This window comes from Cobetia sp. 29-18-1, assembly GCF_029846405.1.
GTDB classification, from domain to species: Bacteria; Pseudomonadota; Gammaproteobacteria; order Pseudomonadales; family Halomonadaceae; genus Cobetia; species Cobetia amphilecti.
The window spans coordinates 48,722-64,800 of sequence record NZ_JARWKS010000022.1 but is presented as its reverse complement, the minus strand read 5'-3'; the positions used below and the strand labels follow the sequence as shown (position 1 = coordinate 64,800).

Below are 16,079 nucleotides of genomic sequence, written 5' to 3'. Positions count from 1 at the left end.
CGCTCTCCCTAAAGATAGGTCAGAACGTGTCAACTATATTCAGGACGGGACACAGCCACCAAAAAGGCCGCCCCGAAGGGCGGCCTTTTCGTGTCTCACACCAGCGCATATCTGCAGACTGCATGTCTGCTGAACGCGTGCTGGATCAGTCCTGGAAACGTTCCAGAATCAGGCAGGCGTTGGTGCCACCGAAGCCGAAGCTGTTGGACAGCACACGGTCGATCTTGACGCCATCACGACGGGTCGTGACGATGTCGAGGCCTTCGGCGCGGTCATCCAGCTCGCTGACATTGGCAGACGCGGCAATGAAGTCGTTCTCCATCATCAGCATGGAGTAGATGGCTTCCTGCACGCCAGTGGCGCCCAGCGAGTGACCCGTCAGCGACTTGGTCGAGCTCATTGCCGGGCTGGCGGCGCCGAAGACTTCCTGGATGGCCTTGAGCTCGGCCACATCGCCCACCGGCGTCGAGGTGCCGTGGGTGTTGATGTAGTCGATATCGCCATTCACGGTCGCCATCGCCTGACGCATGCAGCGTGCTGCACCTTCGCCGGACGGTGCCACCATGTCGTGGCCATCGGAGGTCGCGCCATAGCCAGTCACTTCGGCGTAGATCTTCGCGCCGCGTGCCTTGGCGTGTTCCAGCTCCTCGAGTACCAGCATGCCGCCGCCGCCAGCGATGACGAAGCCATCACGGGTCTTGTCGTACGGACGCGACGCGGTTTCCGGCGTGTCGTTGTAGCTGGTGGACAGGGCGCCCATGGCGTCGAACAGGCAGGACAGGGTCCAGTGCTCTTCTTCACCACCACCGGCAAACACGATGTCCTGCTTGTTCAGCTGGATCTGTTCCACGGCGCTACCGATGCAGTGGGCAGACGTGGCACAGGCCGAGGAGATCGAGTAGTTGATACCCTTGATCTTGAACGGCGTGGCCAGACAGGCAGAGACGGTCGAGCCCATGGTGCGAGTGACGCGGTAGGGACCGACGCGACGCAGGCCCTTGGCGCGCATCACGTCTGCGGCCTCGACCTGGTTCGCGGAGGAAGCGCCACCGGAACCGGCGATCAGGCCGGTACGCTCGTGGGAAACCTGCTCTTCGGTGAGACCGGAATCGGCAATCGCCTGCGCCATGGAGATGTAGGCATAGGCCGCAGCATCCCCCATGAAGCGCAATTGCTTGCGATCGATGTGGTCTTCGAGATTGATGTCGACAACGCCGGCCACGTGGCTACGGAAGCCCAGCTCGGCGTATTCCTCTTTGCGGCGGATACCAGAACGTCCTTCGCGGAGCGATTCCAGGACCTGCTGGCGATCATTGCCCAGGCAGGAAACAATGCCCAGCCCGGTGACTACCACTCTACGCATGGGAGCCTCCCGTTCAGAAGTTCGCAGTGGAGGTGAACAGACCGACGCGCAGGTCGTTGGCCTGATAGATGTCGCGACCGTCAACTGTCACTGTACCATCGGCGATGCCGAGGATCAGCTTGCGAGTGATGACTCGCTTGATGTTGATGGTGTAGGTCACTTTCTTGGCGGTCGGCAGCACCTGGCCAGAGAACTTGACCTCGCCGCAGCCCAGCGCGCGGCCACGGCCCGGATTGCCCAGCCAGCCGAGGTGGAAGCCCACCAGCTGCCACATGGCATCGAGGCCCAGGCAGCCCGGCATCACCGGATCACCCGGGAAGTGGCAGTCGAAGAACCACAGGTCCGGAGAGATATCCAGCTCAGCAATCAGCTGACCCTTGCCGTGGCTACCGCCTTCCTCACTGATGTGAGTGATGCGATCCAGCATCAGCATGTTGGGAGCAGGCAGTTGCGCATTGCCCGGGCCGAAGAGTTCGCCCTGGCCACAGGCCAGCAGCTCGTCGCGAGTAAAGGAGTGTTGCTTGGTCACTGAGTCATTCCGAGTAGCGGGATGGTAATGCCGTACGAGGCACCTGAGCGCCTGAATGGGGCTAGTCTAATGGCTGGCACCCCTGAATGCACGTGGGGGCCAGACTAAAGGGCAGCAAGGGCGGGTGCAAATAAGTCCTACAGCTGGGGGGAAAGTGGTCGATAGGAGCTAGTGTGTGATTCGCGCGGGATCCCCTTTGCCGGCATCGGTCGCAATCCATTGGAGCCGTGCCGAGAGTGGCTCGCTGCCTGCAAATGCAGGATCATCCCCGATGACCCCTTCCACCGAGAGCTGCTTATGTGGCCGCAAGCCCACTTCAATCGGCCCCTGATCATCGGGGCGCTCGTTGCCTTGACAGCGCTGCCCTGGTTGCCGGGGCTCGAGCTGCGTCTTGCCGCGTTGCTGCCCGCCGTACTGGCGGGTCTGGACATCGCGCGCCAGCGTCGTCGCCAGCTGCTGCATCGTCAGCTGCTGGAAGCCGCCGTGCACCTGAGCAGTGATGGTCTGGTGATCAGTGATCGCCACAATCGGGTGCTGGCCGTGAACGCTGCCTTCAGTCATATCACCGGTTACGCACCGGAAGAGATCATTGGCCGCAACCCTTCCCTGCTGTCTTCCGGGCGCCATGACGAGGAGTTTCACGCCCGTTATCGCCAGGCGCTCGAGGTCAATGGCCACTGGGAGGGCGAGGTCTGGAACCGGCGCAAGCAGGGGGATGAATACCCCGAGTGGCTGCGGGCACGCCGTATCGAGCAGGGCGGCGACGTCTTCCATGTCGCTCTCTTTACCGACATCACCCGCCACAAGGCACGCGAGCAGGACCTGCAGCGTCTGGGGCTGGAAGATGCCCTGACGGGCCTGCCCAATCGCCGACGGCTGGGCGACCTGCTGGTCAGTCGCCTCAATGGCCTGCGCGCCGAAGAGGCGATGGACCTGGCACTGATCGATATCGATGCGCTCAAGAGCATCAATGATGCCCTGGGCGCGGAAGGGGGCGATCGTCTGCTGCAGCAGTTCTCCCAGCGTCTGACGGCGCTGGCGCGGGGCGGCGTGGTGGGGCGCATCGGCGGCGACGAATTCGTGATTCTGCGCTCCACGGCGGGTGGCGAGCATACCGCCTGGGTGGATGAGCTGCGTCAGGTGCTGACCAAGCCCTTCGAGATCGGCGATCAGGCGCTGCACCTTGCGCTGTCGATCGGCAGCTGCCGCGCCCCGGAGGATGGCGCTGACGCCGATGTGCTGATGCAGCGCCTGGAAAGCGCTCTGTATGCCGCCAAGCGACATGGCCGCAATACCGATATGCGCTTCCAGCCCGCACTGGATGCGGGCGGTGACCTGCAGCTGGGGCTGGCGAATGACCTGCGGGTCGCCATCGAGAGCCAGGGGCAATTGCAGCTGCACTATCAATGTCAGCACGACGCCAGCACCGGCAAGGTCGCGAGTGTCGAGGCGCTGTTGCGCTGGAAGCACCCGCTGCGGGGTGCCATCTCACCGGCCGAATTCGTGCCGTTGGCCGAGCGCCATGGCCTGATGCTGCGCCTGGGCAACTGGGTGCTGCGCGAGGCAGTACAGCAGCAGGCCAGCTGGCGGCGGGCCGGTCACCGCCTGTGCATCTGGGTCAATGTCTCGGCCTTGCAGCTGATCCAGGGTGGCTTTGAGGCCTCGCTGGCGGGCCTGCTGATGGAGTATGACGTGCCTGCCAGCTCCATCGGGCTGGAGCTGACGGAATCGGTATTGCTGGATGAGCGTGCCGGCGACGTCTCACGGCGCCTGGCGGCATTACGCGCTCGCGGCCACCAGATCGCGGTGGATGACTTCGGCACCGGCTATTCGTCACTCGCCTATCTGAAGGACCTGCCGGTGGACAAGCTCAAGCTGGACCGCGCCTTCATCCGCAGTCTGCCCGGCGAGCGTGCGGATGCCGCCATCACCATGGCGGTGCTGGCGATGGCCAAGGGCCTGGGCATGGAGATGATCGCGGAAGGCGTCGAGACCGCCGAACAGCGTGAATATCTGGTATCGAATGGCTGCGGCTGGATCCAGGGGTTCTACTTCTCGCGGCCGGCACCCGCGGGGGAGGTCATCGAGCGGCTCAATGGCTACGAGGCCGGCAATCTGGCCATCAAGGCCGCCTGAGGCGCTCAGGCGCGCTCGGCATGGCCATGAAGGCGTGCGATGCCCAGGCACAAGCCGGCCCAGATCAGCGCCTGCGCCGGTAGCAGCCAGTCGGCGAGGATCACATTGGCGAGCTGCGCCCCGCCGTAATAGGACAGCGGGGCACTGATGGCACCGCCAGCCGCCGCAAGCCAGGGCCGCTGCCACAACCAGCGCAGCGCATGATGGATCGTGCTGGCGAACAGTGGCCACAGACACCACATCCAGACAGGCAGGGGCAGCCAGTGCGCCCAGTCAGGCGTGTCCGAGGTGATGGTGTAGCCACCGGCCAGTGACAGGCTGCCATCCACCACCATGCCCAGCGCCACGAAGGCGGCCAGCCAGCGCAGCTCGCGCAGGCGCTCACTCGTCGGCACGATCAGCCACAGATGCACGGCCAGTATCAGCGGCGTGGCCAGCAGGGCGACCGTCGAGCCGCCCAGCACGCAGCAGAACCAGCCGAGCTGGAAAAGCCCGGCATTGAGCAGTGCTCCAGGGCGCTCGGACAGCATGTTCAGGCGTCCCAATCCTGGAGCCCCGCCTGGACCGGACGTGCCCCCGGCCCCCCCAGCAGCAGCTGACAGGTGCCGATGGTGCGCTCGCGGAAGCCGCCCTCGCAGTACGCCAGGTAGTAACGCCACATGCGCACGAAGCGCTCGTCGTAGCCCTGCGCATAGACCTCCCCGAGACGCGCCTCGAAGCGCTGCCCCCAGGCCTTGAGCGTGGCGGCGTAGTGCAGTCCGATATCCTCGAGCTGCAACAGGTTCAGCTGGGTGTCCTGCTGCATGGCGCTGAGAATCGCCGCATGGGACGGCAGGAAGCCGCCGGGGAAGATGTAGCGCTTGATAAAGTCCATCTCGCGGCTGGCGGCCACGAAGCGCTGATCGCGAATCGTGATGGCCTGCAGCGCGATCAGGCCTGCCGGCTCGAGCAGGCGCTCGAGGGTCTTCAGATAGGTCGGCAGATACTGATGGCCGACCGCCTCGATCATCTCCACCGAGACGATGCGATCGAAGCGGCCTTCCAGTGCTCGGTAGTCTTCCTTGAGCAGCGTGATGCGATCTTCCAGACCTTCCGCGGCGATGCGCGCCTGGGTATAGGCGTGCTGCTCATCGGAAATGGTCGTGGTGGTCACGCGGCAGCCACGTGTTCTTGCGGCATGAATCGCCAGCCCGCCCCAGCCGGTGCCGATTTCCAGCAGGTGATGCTGTGGCCCCAGTTCCAGCAGGTTGAACAGCTTCTCCAGCTTGTGGGTCGAGGCCGCCTCCAGACTTGCTTCGGGATAGGGGAACACCGCCGCGGAATACATGCGGTGCTCGCGATCGAGGAACAGCTCGAAGAGGTCGTTGCCGAGATCGTAATGCGCCGAGATGTTGCGCTTTGAACCCGCCAGCGTATTGCGCGCCAGCGCGTAGGCGACGCTCAGCGCCCACTTGGACAGGCGCGACGTCCCGCTGTCCACCGAGTCATTGACCTGTTCGAGGTTGTAGGCGAACAAGCGCACCAGCCCGACCAGATCATCCGTCTCCCACTGGCCATCCATGTAGGCCTCCGCCGCCGCGACGGTGCCACCCAGTGCCATGCGCCGCCAGGCGCGTGAGTCATGGATACGCAGCGTGACGTTGCGCGCGCCGCCCTTGCCCAGCACGTGGCGCTCACGGCCTTCCAGCACCGTCAGGCTGCCACCCTCGAGCTTGTCGAGCATGCGCAGCAGGCGTGGCCGCAGCAGCCGCGTCAGGCGGTCCGCCGGTGCCCGGGCCGTGGCCAGTGTGGGGGGAGCGGGTTCGAATTGGCTCATGATGAGTTCCTCATGATGAAGACGGCGAGCGCGGATGGTCGAAGATCGGCACGCGCTTGAGCGCCAGACGCAGCGCCTCGAAATGAATACCTGCGACCGTCTTGAGCGTCATCCAGGGGAAACGCAGCAGCAGGCGATGAAAGGCGCGCGGGGTAGCCGGTTCCAGATGCAGGCTCAGGCTGGCATCGAACAGCGAGTGCTGCGCTTTCCGCGCCGTATCCCCGGTGAGGGGGTGGTTTTCCATGTGCAGCAACAGCTCATCCGCGCTGGGGTCGTTGAAGCGCCAGTGATAGCGCATGCCCATCGGCATGAAGGGCGAGACATGCATGCGCTTGTCGAACTGCGCCGCCTGCATGCGACGCTGCGGGTCCGTACGGGCGGCATACAGCACGCGCTCCCCCCAGGGGATATTGGTCACCTCACCGAGCACGGCGCCCAGCTGGCCTGAGGCGTGATAGAGGTAATAGAGGCGGATCGGGTTGAAGCCGATCCCGAAGTGGCGCAGCTGGGTCAGCAGAAAGATGCGTCCCTGCGGCAGCGGCGCGTGATCGCCATTGCGGGCAAGCTCGCGCTGGCAGGCGGCGCGCACCCGTTCCTCAAGTGGGCCATCGGCAATGTCGTGGACCGCGGCCGGCAGATGGTCACTGTCGCGAAAGGCCAGTGGCGCGGCGTGACTGGCGCTCACCAGACGCTTGCCGGCCATCAGTGCCGGCAACTCATCCAGTGCCAGCCATGCCATGGCGACGCGATAGCGAAAGGCATGCTGGCGCGGCGCGTGGCGACGGTGGCGCAGCGTGCCATAACCAATGCGGCTGGCGGGCGCCTTCAATCGTCTGCCTCGCGCGCACCCAGTGCCTCGGCGACCCGCAGCGCACTCCATACGCCATCCTCGTGAAAGCCGTTGCGCCACCAGGCGCCACAGAAATGGGTGTGGCCGACCTTGCCGTTCGGGGTTGCCTGAACACCGGAAATCTCCTCGAAGCGGGCCTTGGCGGCTTCGGCGGCCAGCGTGAAGCGCGGGTGGTCATAGGCATAACGGCCCAGCACCCGAGCGGGATCAATCGCGTCGCTGTCATTGAGCGTGATGCAGAAGGTCTCGCGGGGCGGGTGCTCGCGCTCACCAAGGCGTTGCAGGATGTTCATGTCGTAGGTGACGCTGGCCCGCTGGGCGTCGTCGCGCCCATCGAGGCGGTAGTTCCAGCTCGCCCAGGCCGCCTTGCGCCTGGGCAGCAGCGAGGTGTCGGTATGCATCACCACCTCATTGCGCTGGGTCGTGATCGCCCCCAGCACCGCGCGCTCCTGCTCGCTGGCATCGCCGAGCAGCGCCAGTGCCTGCGGCGCATGACAGGCCATCACCACCTGGTCGAAGCGTTCACGGCGGCCATCGGCATGCTCAAGCGTCACGCCGTCGGCGTCGCGCAGGACCCGGGTGATCTTGCTGTTGAGGCGAATGCGCTCGGCGTAGCCTTCGGTCAGCGGTGCAATATAGGCGCGCGAGCCACCGACCAGCGTGAACCACTGTGGGCGGTCATTGACCGACAGCAGGCCGTGATGGCGGAAGAAGCGCACGAAGAACAGCAGCGGGAATTGCGCGATGTCCGCGATGCTGGCGGACCAGATCGCCGCGCCCATCGGCAGCAGGTAATGCTCACGGAATACCTGCGAGTAGCCATTGGCATCCAGGTAGCTGCCCAGGGTCGCGCCCTCGGCGAGCTTGCCATCGTCCAGATCGGCGGCAGCCTGCTTGTTGAAGCGCAGGATGTCGCGCAGCAGGCGATAGAAGCGCGGACGCAGCAGGTTGCGTTTCTGGGCGAACAGCGACAGCAGGGTATGGCCGTTGTACTCGAAGTCCTCGGCGGTGGTGTGCACCGAGAAGCTCATCTCGGTGGGCTGATAGGCCACGTCGAGACGTTCCAGCAGGCGCTGGAAATGCGGGTAGGTGCGGTCATTGAAGACGATGAAGCCGGTGTCGATGGCCCAGTCGCTGCCATCGGCGCACTGCACATCCATGGTGGCGGTGTGGCCGCCCAGGCGCTCGGCTGACTCGAAGACATGCACTTCATGCTTGCGACTCAGGTAATAGGCCGCTGACATGCCGCTGATGCCGCTGCCGATGACGGCAATGCGCTGGCGGGGTAGAGGCGCTGTCGCGTAGGTCGTTGTCGTGTTCATGCCACTCCAGAAGAAGAACGCACCATGTCGTCATGAGCAGAAGCGTTGCCGGGTATTCGGCGCGGGCAGGTCTCGTCGGTCTTGCCTGCCGCCGGTCAGCCGCGGGTCATGCGTAGACCGATGCTGCGGCGCAAGGGGGCGGGCAGGATGCCCAACAATTTGACCAGCAGCGTGAAGCGGCGCGGGAAATGGATGTCGAGCCGATGACGGGCGAGCCCCGCCACGATCGCCTCGACCGCCTGATCGACAGTGACCTGCATCGGCATCGGGAAGTCATTGCGCTCGGTCAGCGGTGTCTTGACGAAGCCGGGGTGAATCACGCTGACATCGATGCCCTGGTTATCGAGGTCCAGCCGTAGCGACTCCAGGAAGTAGCTCACCGCGGCCTTGGAGGCGCCGTACGCCTCCGCGCGTGGCAACGGCAGGTAGGCCGAGGCACTGGAGACCGCTGCCAGCTGCGGCCGCTCACCGCCGTCTGCCGCTGCCATGCGCAGCAGCGGCAAGGCGCTTTCGATCACATCCACGGCGGCCTGGAAATTGGTCGCGAACACGCGGTGGACCAGGTCTGCCTCGAATTCCCGTGCATCCAGATATTCGCAGGTGCCAGCGTTGAGCAGTGCAAGGTCGAGTCCACCAAAGCGGGCCTCTATCTGACTGGCCGCCGCGCGGATGGCCTCACGGTCGGTGAGGTCGAGCGTCACGACCAGCGCTTCCCCGGGGCCTTGCTCGGCATCGGCTGCGATGGCTTCCAGCTTGTCGGCGGAGCGCGCGCTCAGGGCGACCCGATGGCCATCCGCCAGCAGCCGGCGTGCCAGACCTTCACCGATGCCGGAGCTGGCGCCGGTCAGCCAGATGCGTTTGCGAGCCTTTACGGTCGTCGATGTGGTCGTCGATGTGGTGCTCGAACCATGACTGGCCATTTCCCCTCCTTGGCATGTGTGTGTCTGCGTGCCTGACTGTCTCTGCGTGCCTGACTGTGTCTGCGTGCCTGACTGTGTCTGCGTGTCTGCGTGTCTGCGCCTTGCCTGCCTGGCCTGGCGAATCTGGTTGGCACTGACTCAAGAGAACGCCGGGCGTGTCCGTATGGATGTCGCCAGGGCTCAACCCTCTGCTGCTCAGTCCATGCGTCGTTTCAGCAGGCCGATCACGTTGCGCAGTACGGGCACCTGCTCGTAGAGCAGCTCACCGGCATCGAAGAAATCACGGTGCTGGATGACCTTCCCGTCTCGGAACTCGAGGCGTGAGGCGCCCTGCACGCTGATGTCCTTGCCCCCGTTCAGGCGGGGATGGCGATAGGTCATCGTCCAGCTGAGCCAGGCGAGTCCCTGTTCATTGCCTTCATCCGCATTGCCTTCATCCGCAGGGCCGGCGGCTTGCGCAGGCATTGGCCCCAGCGGGTGATGAAAGACGAAGTCGATGGCGGCGACATTCATGTACAACCCTGAGAAATAGGCGTTGAGTGCCGTCAGGCCGCGGACTTCATGCAGGGGGTCGCGGAAGACGATATCGTCACTGTAGACTGATTTGAGCAGTTCTGTAGAGGTTTTGTCCAGCTTTTCGTAAAGACGACATACCCGAGTCAGGGCCGGGCTGATCTCGTCGGGTAGCGATTGCATGGCAATGCTCCTGAAGGGGAGGGATGCAAGAGCGGCCTGCTGAAGATCAGCAGGCCGCTTGAGGGGTCATTCGCTTTTTGACAGCGCCTTGAAGGTATCCAGCGCCCGCTGGCGGGCGGCCTTGTGATCGACGATCGGTCGTGGATAGCCCGTCTGTTGGCAGTCATCCGCACTGGGCTGGTGGCGCCGCTTGGCCGGCAGCTCGGCCAGCTCCGGCACCATGCTCGCGATGAACTCGCCGTCCTTGTCGAAGCGCTGGCCCTGGGTGGTCGGATTGAAGATGCGGAAATAGGGCGCGGCATCGGTGCCGGTGGAAGCCGCCCATTGCCAGCCACCATTGTTGGCGCCCAGCTCACCATCGATGAGATGGGTCATGAAGAAGGCCTCGCCACGCCGCCAGTCGATCAGCAGATGCTTGGTGAGGAACATCGCCGTCACCATGCGCAGGCGATTGTGCATCCAGCCGGTCTGCACCAGCTGACGCATGGCGGCATCGACGATGGGGTAGCCGGTACGGCCCTCGCACCAGGCGGCAAAGCCTGCGTCGTCATCGCGCCACTGCAGGGCTTCGGTATGACGCTGGAAGGGGCGGTGGCGATTGACGCGCGGGAAGCCGACCAGGATGTGCTGATAGAACTCACGCCAGATCAGCTCGTTGACCCAGCTGGTCAGGCCGACATCGCCATCGGCGAGGCTGCCGTTCTCTGCCAGTACGGCGGCGTAGCATTGGCGGGCCGAGATCATGCCCAGCGCCAGATAGGGCGAGAGCTCGCTGGTGCCTCGGGTGGCGGGGATATCGCGCTGTTCGTGGTAGCGGCGCGCGCGGAAGGTCAGAAAGCGTTCCAGACGCTCCTGCGCGGCCTCTTCGCCGGCCGGCCACAGCTCGGCGTCCAGCGCTGTCGCCGGTTCACCCTTGAGCGTCTCGGGCAGTGGCGGGATGGCGTCGCCGTGAATCTCACGCCCCTGGGCGTCGCGGGGCGTGGCTTGCACTTCAGGTGCCTCATTCAGCGCCAGACGACGGGAATCGACTTCCTTGTGCCAGCGCTTGGAGAAGGGCGTGAAGACGCCGTAGTAATCGCCCTTGCCGGTCAGCAGCTCACCGGGCGTGAAGGCCAGCATGTCGGTGTAGCGATGCAGGCGGACGTCGCTCTCGGCAAGGCGCTCACGCACGCGCCTGTCGCGCTCACGCTCATTGACGGCATATTCGTCATTGAAGTGCAGGGCCTGGGCACCCAGTTCGTCGCACAGCGCGGCCAGCGCCTCAGGCACCTCAGCGAAGGTGTCGCAGTCGAGCACCTTGAGCGGGATGTGATAGCCGGCGAGTGCCTGTTGCAGGACATGCAGGCCGCGGCGCAGGAAGTCGAGCTTGTTGGCGCCGTGGCCGTGCTCGACCCACTGCGCCAGGCAGGGGGCGACGACGGCCACGACCGGGCCGCGTGCGGCGGCCTGCGAGAGAGCAGTGTTGTCGTGTACGCGCAGGTCACTGCGCAGCCAGACCAGCTGCAGGGGAGCCCCCGCTGGCGCGGAGGCGGGGGAAGAGGCGGATGGTGAGTCAGATGACATCGGGGCTCCTTGGCGATCGGTGAAACCAATGCCGAGCAGGAGCCTGCGATCAACGTGCCATCAAGGACCTCAGGCGAGCGACCGCCTGAATCGGGTCGGCCCCCAGGCCTTCAATGGGCCCGTCTACCAGCTCCTGCTGGCGAATCTGGGCGGCCGGGCCAGCGATGGCCAGCGGCACGCTCAATTGTTCTGCGACCCGCGGCAACTGACGGCGCATGACATCCGAGCGCTCGGCCTGGGTGCCGACCAGCACCACGGCCTGTGCCTGCAGGCGCTCTGCGGCCAGCGGCAGTTCCGCCAGCGGCAGTGGGCCATCCAGCAGGCTGACGTGATAGCCGGCGTCGCTGGCGACCAGCGCGAACAGCAGCAGCCAGCTCAGGCCCGGCTCTTCCGGCAGGCGCGTCAGCGTGATGTGCGGGGCGTGACGCTCCTGATTGGCAAACACCAGCCGGGCACCGATGCGCGAGCGCAGGAAGCTTTCGAAGAAGCACTGGGCCAGGCGGGTACCGAAGGTGGCGGTGCCGCGCTCCTCGAGCTGCTCGAGCAGCGGACGCCACAGGCGCTCGACCACGCTGCTGACCGGGTACAGCGCCAGACTCTGGTTGTACAGCTCGGCCAGGCGCGCCTCGTCCTGGGCGTCGATGGCGGCCAGTGCCAGCTGCTGCTGGCCGCTCCAGCTGCCTTCGTCCGGCATCGGCGTGCTTTCCGGCTGCGGCTGGTCGAGCAGCTCGCGTACCTGGCTGACAGGTACTCCGCGGTTGAGCCACTGCAGGATGTGTTCGATCCGCTCGATGTCCTCGCGGGCATACAGGCGATGCCCCTTGGGCGTGCGGCGGGGCTCGATCAGTCCGTAGCGGCGTTCCCAGGCTCTCAGCGTGACCGAATTGACGCCGGTCAGGCGAGAGACTTCGCGGATCGGAAACAGCGGCGAACTGGCAGTTTCCGTGGCCTTGTCAGTCATGAATGGTGTTACCTCTGGCGGTGACGAGGCATCCCGGGTGAAGCACAGGTGAGGACGACACACAGGGTAAAGTTGAAGTGTCGTCACTTGGGGCGCTGTGGGATACCGGCAATGCATCTTGTGCACTAGCTGTACATGTGGGCATCAGGATGGCGCAGCCGCCAGAGCCTGACAAGAGGCAAGCTGCGTCGCATCCCCGGTGCGCATGTTTTGAAGGTGCATCACAGCGCCTTCGACGCCGAAGGTCCCGTCATGAAATCGGCCGTCTAGGCGTTGTCCTGTTGCTCCACAATCTGGATCAAGGCCTCGACAAAGGCCGGATGTGCACCCACCGGGTCAAGCAGACTGATGGGGCAGTCGGGGTGCTGGCGCTGCGAGTCTTCCAGCATGGCGGGCACGTCTTCACGCAGATGACGGCCGGCCGCGAAGAACAGCGGCAGGATGTCGATACGTGCGGCACCGTCTGCCGCCAGGGCATCGATGGTGTCGGTCAACAGCGGATCGCACAGTTCCATATAGGCCAGACGCGTCGGGCGCTTGAGGCGGGAAGCCAGCGTGGCTTCCAGTGCCTCGAAGGGCTCGCGCCAGCGCGGGTCACGTGACCCATGGGCCAATAGAATCAAGGCGTTGTCGTGATCTGTGGGCGTAGTCATGCAGCTATCCTGTGGGCGATGAGGGGTCGAGGCAGCGTATCAGCTGTCGGCGAGGGTGTTGAGCAGCTGTTCGGCTACCTCGTGTCCTGACAGCCAGGCGTCCTCGACGCGCGGGCCACGCAGGGCGTCTCCGGCCAGCCATAGCCCGGATGACCCTTGGCCATAGCCCTTCTGGTCATAGACATTGTGGACATGGGCATTGTGGCCGGCTGCCGCCGAGGTCTGCGGCAGTGTCTGGGTCGGGTGAGCGTAACGCCAGCGATGCGCCGTGAGGGTGACCTTGCCCTGGCTCCAGCCCGGCGCCAGCTCGCGGAGCTCCGGCAGTGCCTCGAAGGCCTGCCACAGCAAGGTCGCGACCTCCTGTGGCGACTTCTCCAGATTCGCCCGACTCCAGCCGGCGGTCGCCAGCAGGCTCAGGGTCTCCCGGGCATGTGACGGTGGCTGGCGGCCGGGACGCGAATGCTGGCGCATCACGCAGCGCAGCGGGCCATCATCACCGCGACTGACCAGCAACCCTTGCCAGTCAGCGTCGCCCCCCAGCGCGGGTAGCGGCGTCTCCAGAGTGGCCATCAGTGTCCAGGTCGGTGCCATCTCCACCTGCGCCAGCGCCTCACTCAGGGCCGGGGCCAGCGAGTCCTCGGCGAGCGCCACCCCCTGGGCGTCGGTACCGGCCGTGCTCAGCAGGGCGCGTGCCTGCGGCGCCGGTGCGCTGATCACCACGTGATCGAAGGGACCGTGCTGATCACCGTCGCTGTCCTCGAGCCGCCAGCGCTTGCCTGATGCTGTGCCTTCGTCCGCGATCAGGCGCGTGATGCGTATTGCGCTGTGCAGACTGGCGTGGGCCGGCAGCTGTTCACTGAGGTGGCGGCTCAGGGCGCTCATGCGCGGACTGGCCACGTAGCGGGTGGAATCATCGCGCAGCCGCTGCCATTGGCTCTCGTCAGATGCCGACTTGCCGAGACTCAACAGCCTCTCACCCCAAGTTGCGACGACACCTGCGGCCCGCCACTGCTCGAGCGCGGACTGGAAGCGTGGATCACGCGCCGTGAAGTATTGCGCGCCGATGTCGATGGGGCCTTCGCTCGTGCGGCGACTGGCCAGGCGTCCGCCGGGGCCGCGTGCCTTCTCGAAGATCGTCACCGCATGGCCCTGTGCGGCCAGTCGGGTGGCGGCGGACAATCCGGCGATACCGGCACCGATGACGGCGATGGACGATACTGGCATCTGGAGGCGACTCCTGCGCGGGCGGTGTTCAGGGGGACGGGTCGTCATGTGACCCGACAGCAGATACGCTAAAGTTAACTTCTTGCGCATAATTGTACAATATAAGTATAGATTTATGGCGGAAGTCGGCACACTCGATGCTTCATCGCCGAGGAGGGCAACATGCGAATATTGATAACAGGTGCAACGGGGTTCGTCGGCCAGGCGCTGTGTCAGTCACTGGCCGCTGCGGGTCACTCGCTGGCGGTCGTATCGCGCCGCCCGGAGCGTGCTGAGCGCCAGTTTGCCGACCTGGGGCTGACGGTGGTCGCGGCGGATTCGTCGCTGGTCTTCAAGGATTGGCAGCCTGAGGGCATCGTCAATCTGGCGGGGGAGTCGATAGCCGGACGGCGTTGGAGTGAGGACCACAAGCGTGAGCTACGGCGTTCGCGGCTGGAGACCACCGAGCATCTGGTGATGCTGTGTCAGCAGCTGGCCGCCGAAGGCCATGCGCCGCAGGTGATGGTGTCCGGCTCGGCGATGGGCTATTACGGCGCACAGCCCAAGGCGGGCGAGCCGGACGATGTCGAGATCGACGAGCAGGCGACGCCCCACGACGATTTCAATCATCGCCTGTGTCGTGACTGGGAGGCGGCCGCCATGCCCGTCACCGAATACGGCGTGCGGCTGGCCATCATCCGCACTGGCCTGGTGATGGAGGCCGATGGCGGCACACTGGCCAAGCTGCTGACGCCCTTCAAGCTCGGGCTCGGGGGGCGGCTGGGTGATGGGCGCCACTACATGCCGTGGATCCACCGCCACGACATGATTCGCATCATCGAGCGTCTGCTGGCGGATGACAGTCTCAGCGGTGCCTTCAATGCCAGCGCGCCACATCCGGTCACCAACATGGGCTTCACCCACGCTCTGGCGCGCGGCCTGGGGCGTCCGGCGATCCTGCCGCTGCCGGCCAAGGCGCTTGAGCTGGGGTTGGGGGAGATGAGTACCCTGCTGCTGGAAGGCGCCCGCATGGTGCCGGCGCGTCTGCTGGCTGCCGGCTTCACCTTCGACTACCCGACCCTCGACGTGGCCTTCGCCGATATCCTGTCACGCAAGTGAGCCTTGGCAGCAAGGCGATGCTAGAAGGGCAGCGGCGCTTCCAGCACCAGTGGCGGTGCCTCGCTGTCGCTGGCTGGCGGAATCACCAGGCGCGCTGCATGCAGCAACAGGCGCGGGCTGGCATTGAGTGCCGCCCCGCGCGCATAGAAGCCATCGCCGATGATCGGATGGCCGAGCGCCAGCATATGCAGGCGTAGCTGGTGTGAGCGCCCGGTATGCGGCGTAAGCGAAACACGACTGGCGGCGAGGGTCTGAGGCGTACCATCCGGGCGCTGGCCCTCGAGCGTCAGATGCTGCTCGACCCGATAATGCGTCAGTGCCGACTTGCCATGCGTGAAGTCGACGATCTGACGCGGGCGGCGTGGCCAGTCACAGCGCAGCGGCAGGGCGATGCTGCCCTCGGCGGGCGTGAGATGCCCTGCCACCACGGCCAGATAGCGTTTCTCGATGGTGCGCGACTGGAAGAGCCGCGACAGTCGCCGCTGGCCCTCGACATTGCGCGCCACCAGCAGCACCCCGGAGGTCGCCACATCCAGACGGTGCACGGCGCGGGTATCGTCGCTCAGCTGGCACAGGCGCGAATGGACACTGTCGAAGCGCGAGGGATCACGCCCCGGCACCGAGGGCAGCTCGGCCGGCTTGTCGATGGCCCACCAGTCATCGCCCGCCGCCAGCAGCGATAGCCCCACCTTCGCGACACGCTCGCCTTCCTCGGCCAGGCGCTCTCCCTGCCAGCTCTGCTCTGACGCTGCCTCGTCGCTCTCTGGATATGATCTCGCCATGAGGGTGCTCTGCAGTAATGAAACGATAGGGTGAAACGAAAGGGATGCAACGAAAGTGATGGGCCGCGAATCGCGACGCGCAAGCGATGGCATCGTCGCGGCCGCTGGTCGATCTGGCAAGTCCAGCGGGCCATTGTCGCTGGCGCCCACGGCAAAACGCCCCACC

General features: G+C 65.3%; 15 protein-coding genes. 2 read left to right on the top strand and 13 right to left on the bottom strand.

The window, feature by feature from the left end:
- Window positions 1-145: 145 nt before the first annotated feature.
- Together fabB and fabA are read right to left on the bottom strand one after the other, a co-directional pair.
- Window positions 146-1,363: a beta-ketoacyl-ACP synthase I gene (gene fabB, locus QD208_RS15225; protein ID WP_043334810.1), complete on the bottom strand. Its 1,218-nt coding sequence runs from the start codon at window positions 1,361-1,363 to the stop codon at window positions 146-148.
- A 13-nt stretch (window positions 1,364-1,376) separates the two neighbouring features.
- Window positions 1,377-1,892 carry a 3-hydroxyacyl-[acyl-carrier-protein] dehydratase FabA gene (gene fabA / locus QD208_RS15220; protein ID WP_043334808.1) on the bottom strand — a complete coding sequence of 172 codons (516 nt, stop codon included), beginning with the start codon at window positions 1,890-1,892 and terminating at the stop codon, window positions 1,377-1,379.
- A gap of 297 nt (window positions 1,893-2,189) precedes the next feature.
- Between fabA and QD208_RS15215 the strand changes: the two genes are divergently transcribed.
- Entirely contained in the window at window positions 2,190-4,028 is a 1,839-nt protein-coding gene (locus QD208_RS15215) for a GGDEF domain-containing phosphodiesterase (protein ID WP_279837354.1), read from the top strand.
- 5 nt (window positions 4,029-4,033) lie between these two features.
- Here the strand turns inward: QD208_RS15215 and QD208_RS15210 are convergent, their stop codons facing one another.
- The 10 genes from QD208_RS15210 to QD208_RS15165 all read right to left on the bottom strand — a co-directional run bounded on the left by QD208_RS15210 (window position 4,034) and on the right by QD208_RS15165 (window position 14,033).
- The gene (locus QD208_RS15210; RefSeq protein WP_279837353.1) at window positions 4,034-4,558 is read right to left on the bottom strand and encodes a DUF2878 domain-containing protein; all 525 of its coding nucleotides are present in this window, start codon (window positions 4,556-4,558) and stop codon (window positions 4,034-4,036) included.
- Window positions 4,559-4,560: 2 nt separating this feature from the next.
- A complete protein-coding gene (locus QD208_RS15205; protein WP_279837352.1) occupies window positions 4,561-5,844 on the bottom strand; it encodes a cyclopropane-fatty-acyl-phospholipid synthase in 1,284 nt (427 codons plus the stop codon).
- A gap of 10 nt (window positions 5,845-5,854) precedes the next feature.
- The gene (locus QD208_RS15200) at window positions 5,855-6,673 is read right to left on the bottom strand and encodes a DUF1365 domain-containing protein (RefSeq protein WP_279837351.1); all 819 of its coding nucleotides are present in this window, start codon (window positions 6,671-6,673) and stop codon (window positions 5,855-5,857) included.
- Window positions 6,670-8,016, bottom strand: coding sequence for an FAD-dependent oxidoreductase (locus QD208_RS15195; protein WP_279837350.1), 1,347 nt, complete (start codon window positions 8,014-8,016; stop codon window positions 6,670-6,672). The genes QD208_RS15200 and QD208_RS15195 overlap by 4 nt, the downstream gene beginning before the upstream one ends.
- 95 nt (window positions 8,017-8,111) lie before the next feature.
- Window positions 8,112-8,936 carry an SDR family NAD(P)-dependent oxidoreductase gene (locus QD208_RS15190; RefSeq protein WP_279837349.1) on the bottom strand — a complete coding sequence of 275 codons (825 nt, stop codon included), beginning with the start codon at window positions 8,934-8,936 and terminating at the stop codon, window positions 8,112-8,114.
- 195 nt (window positions 8,937-9,131) lie between these two features.
- Window positions 9,132-9,632, bottom strand: coding sequence for a nuclear transport factor 2 family protein (locus tag QD208_RS15185; protein ID WP_279837347.1), 501 nt, complete (start codon window positions 9,630-9,632; stop codon window positions 9,132-9,134).
- Window positions 9,633-9,698: 66 nt separating this feature from the next.
- Window positions 9,699-11,195 (bottom strand): deoxyribodipyrimidine photo-lyase, encoded by a 1,497-nt coding sequence (phrB, locus tag QD208_RS15180; RefSeq protein WP_279837346.1) that lies wholly within the window; start codon window positions 11,193-11,195, stop codon window positions 9,699-9,701.
- A gap of 49 nt (window positions 11,196-11,244) precedes the next feature.
- A complete protein-coding gene (locus QD208_RS15175) occupies window positions 11,245-12,156 on the bottom strand; it encodes a MerR family transcriptional regulator (protein ID WP_043335996.1) in 912 nt (303 codons plus the stop codon).
- A 266-nt stretch (window positions 12,157-12,422) separates the two neighbouring features.
- Complete coding sequence (locus tag QD208_RS15170) at window positions 12,423-12,809, bottom strand: CbiX/SirB N-terminal domain-containing protein (RefSeq protein ID WP_192839454.1); 387 nt, start codon at window positions 12,807-12,809, stop codon at window positions 12,423-12,425.
- Window positions 12,810-12,848: 39 nt separating this feature from the next.
- Window positions 12,849-14,033, bottom strand: a complete 1,185-nt coding sequence (locus QD208_RS15165; protein WP_279837345.1) for an FAD-dependent oxidoreductase — start codon at window positions 14,031-14,033, stop codon at window positions 12,849-12,851.
- A 162-nt stretch (window positions 14,034-14,195) separates the two neighbouring features.
- Here QD208_RS15165 and QD208_RS15160 point away from each other — a divergent pair, with 162 nt between their 5' ends.
- Window positions 14,196-15,131, top strand: coding sequence for a TIGR01777 family oxidoreductase (locus QD208_RS15160; RefSeq protein WP_279837344.1), 936 nt, complete (start codon window positions 14,196-14,198; stop codon window positions 15,129-15,131).
- 20 nt (window positions 15,132-15,151) lie between these two features.
- On the opposite strand, the gene QD208_RS15155 is transcribed toward QD208_RS15160, so the two are convergent.
- On the bottom strand, window positions 15,152-15,913 hold the full coding sequence (locus QD208_RS15155) for an RluA family pseudouridine synthase (RefSeq protein ID WP_279837343.1): 762 nt from the start codon (window positions 15,911-15,913) through the stop codon (window positions 15,152-15,154).
- Window positions 15,914-16,079 lie beyond the last annotated feature (166 nt).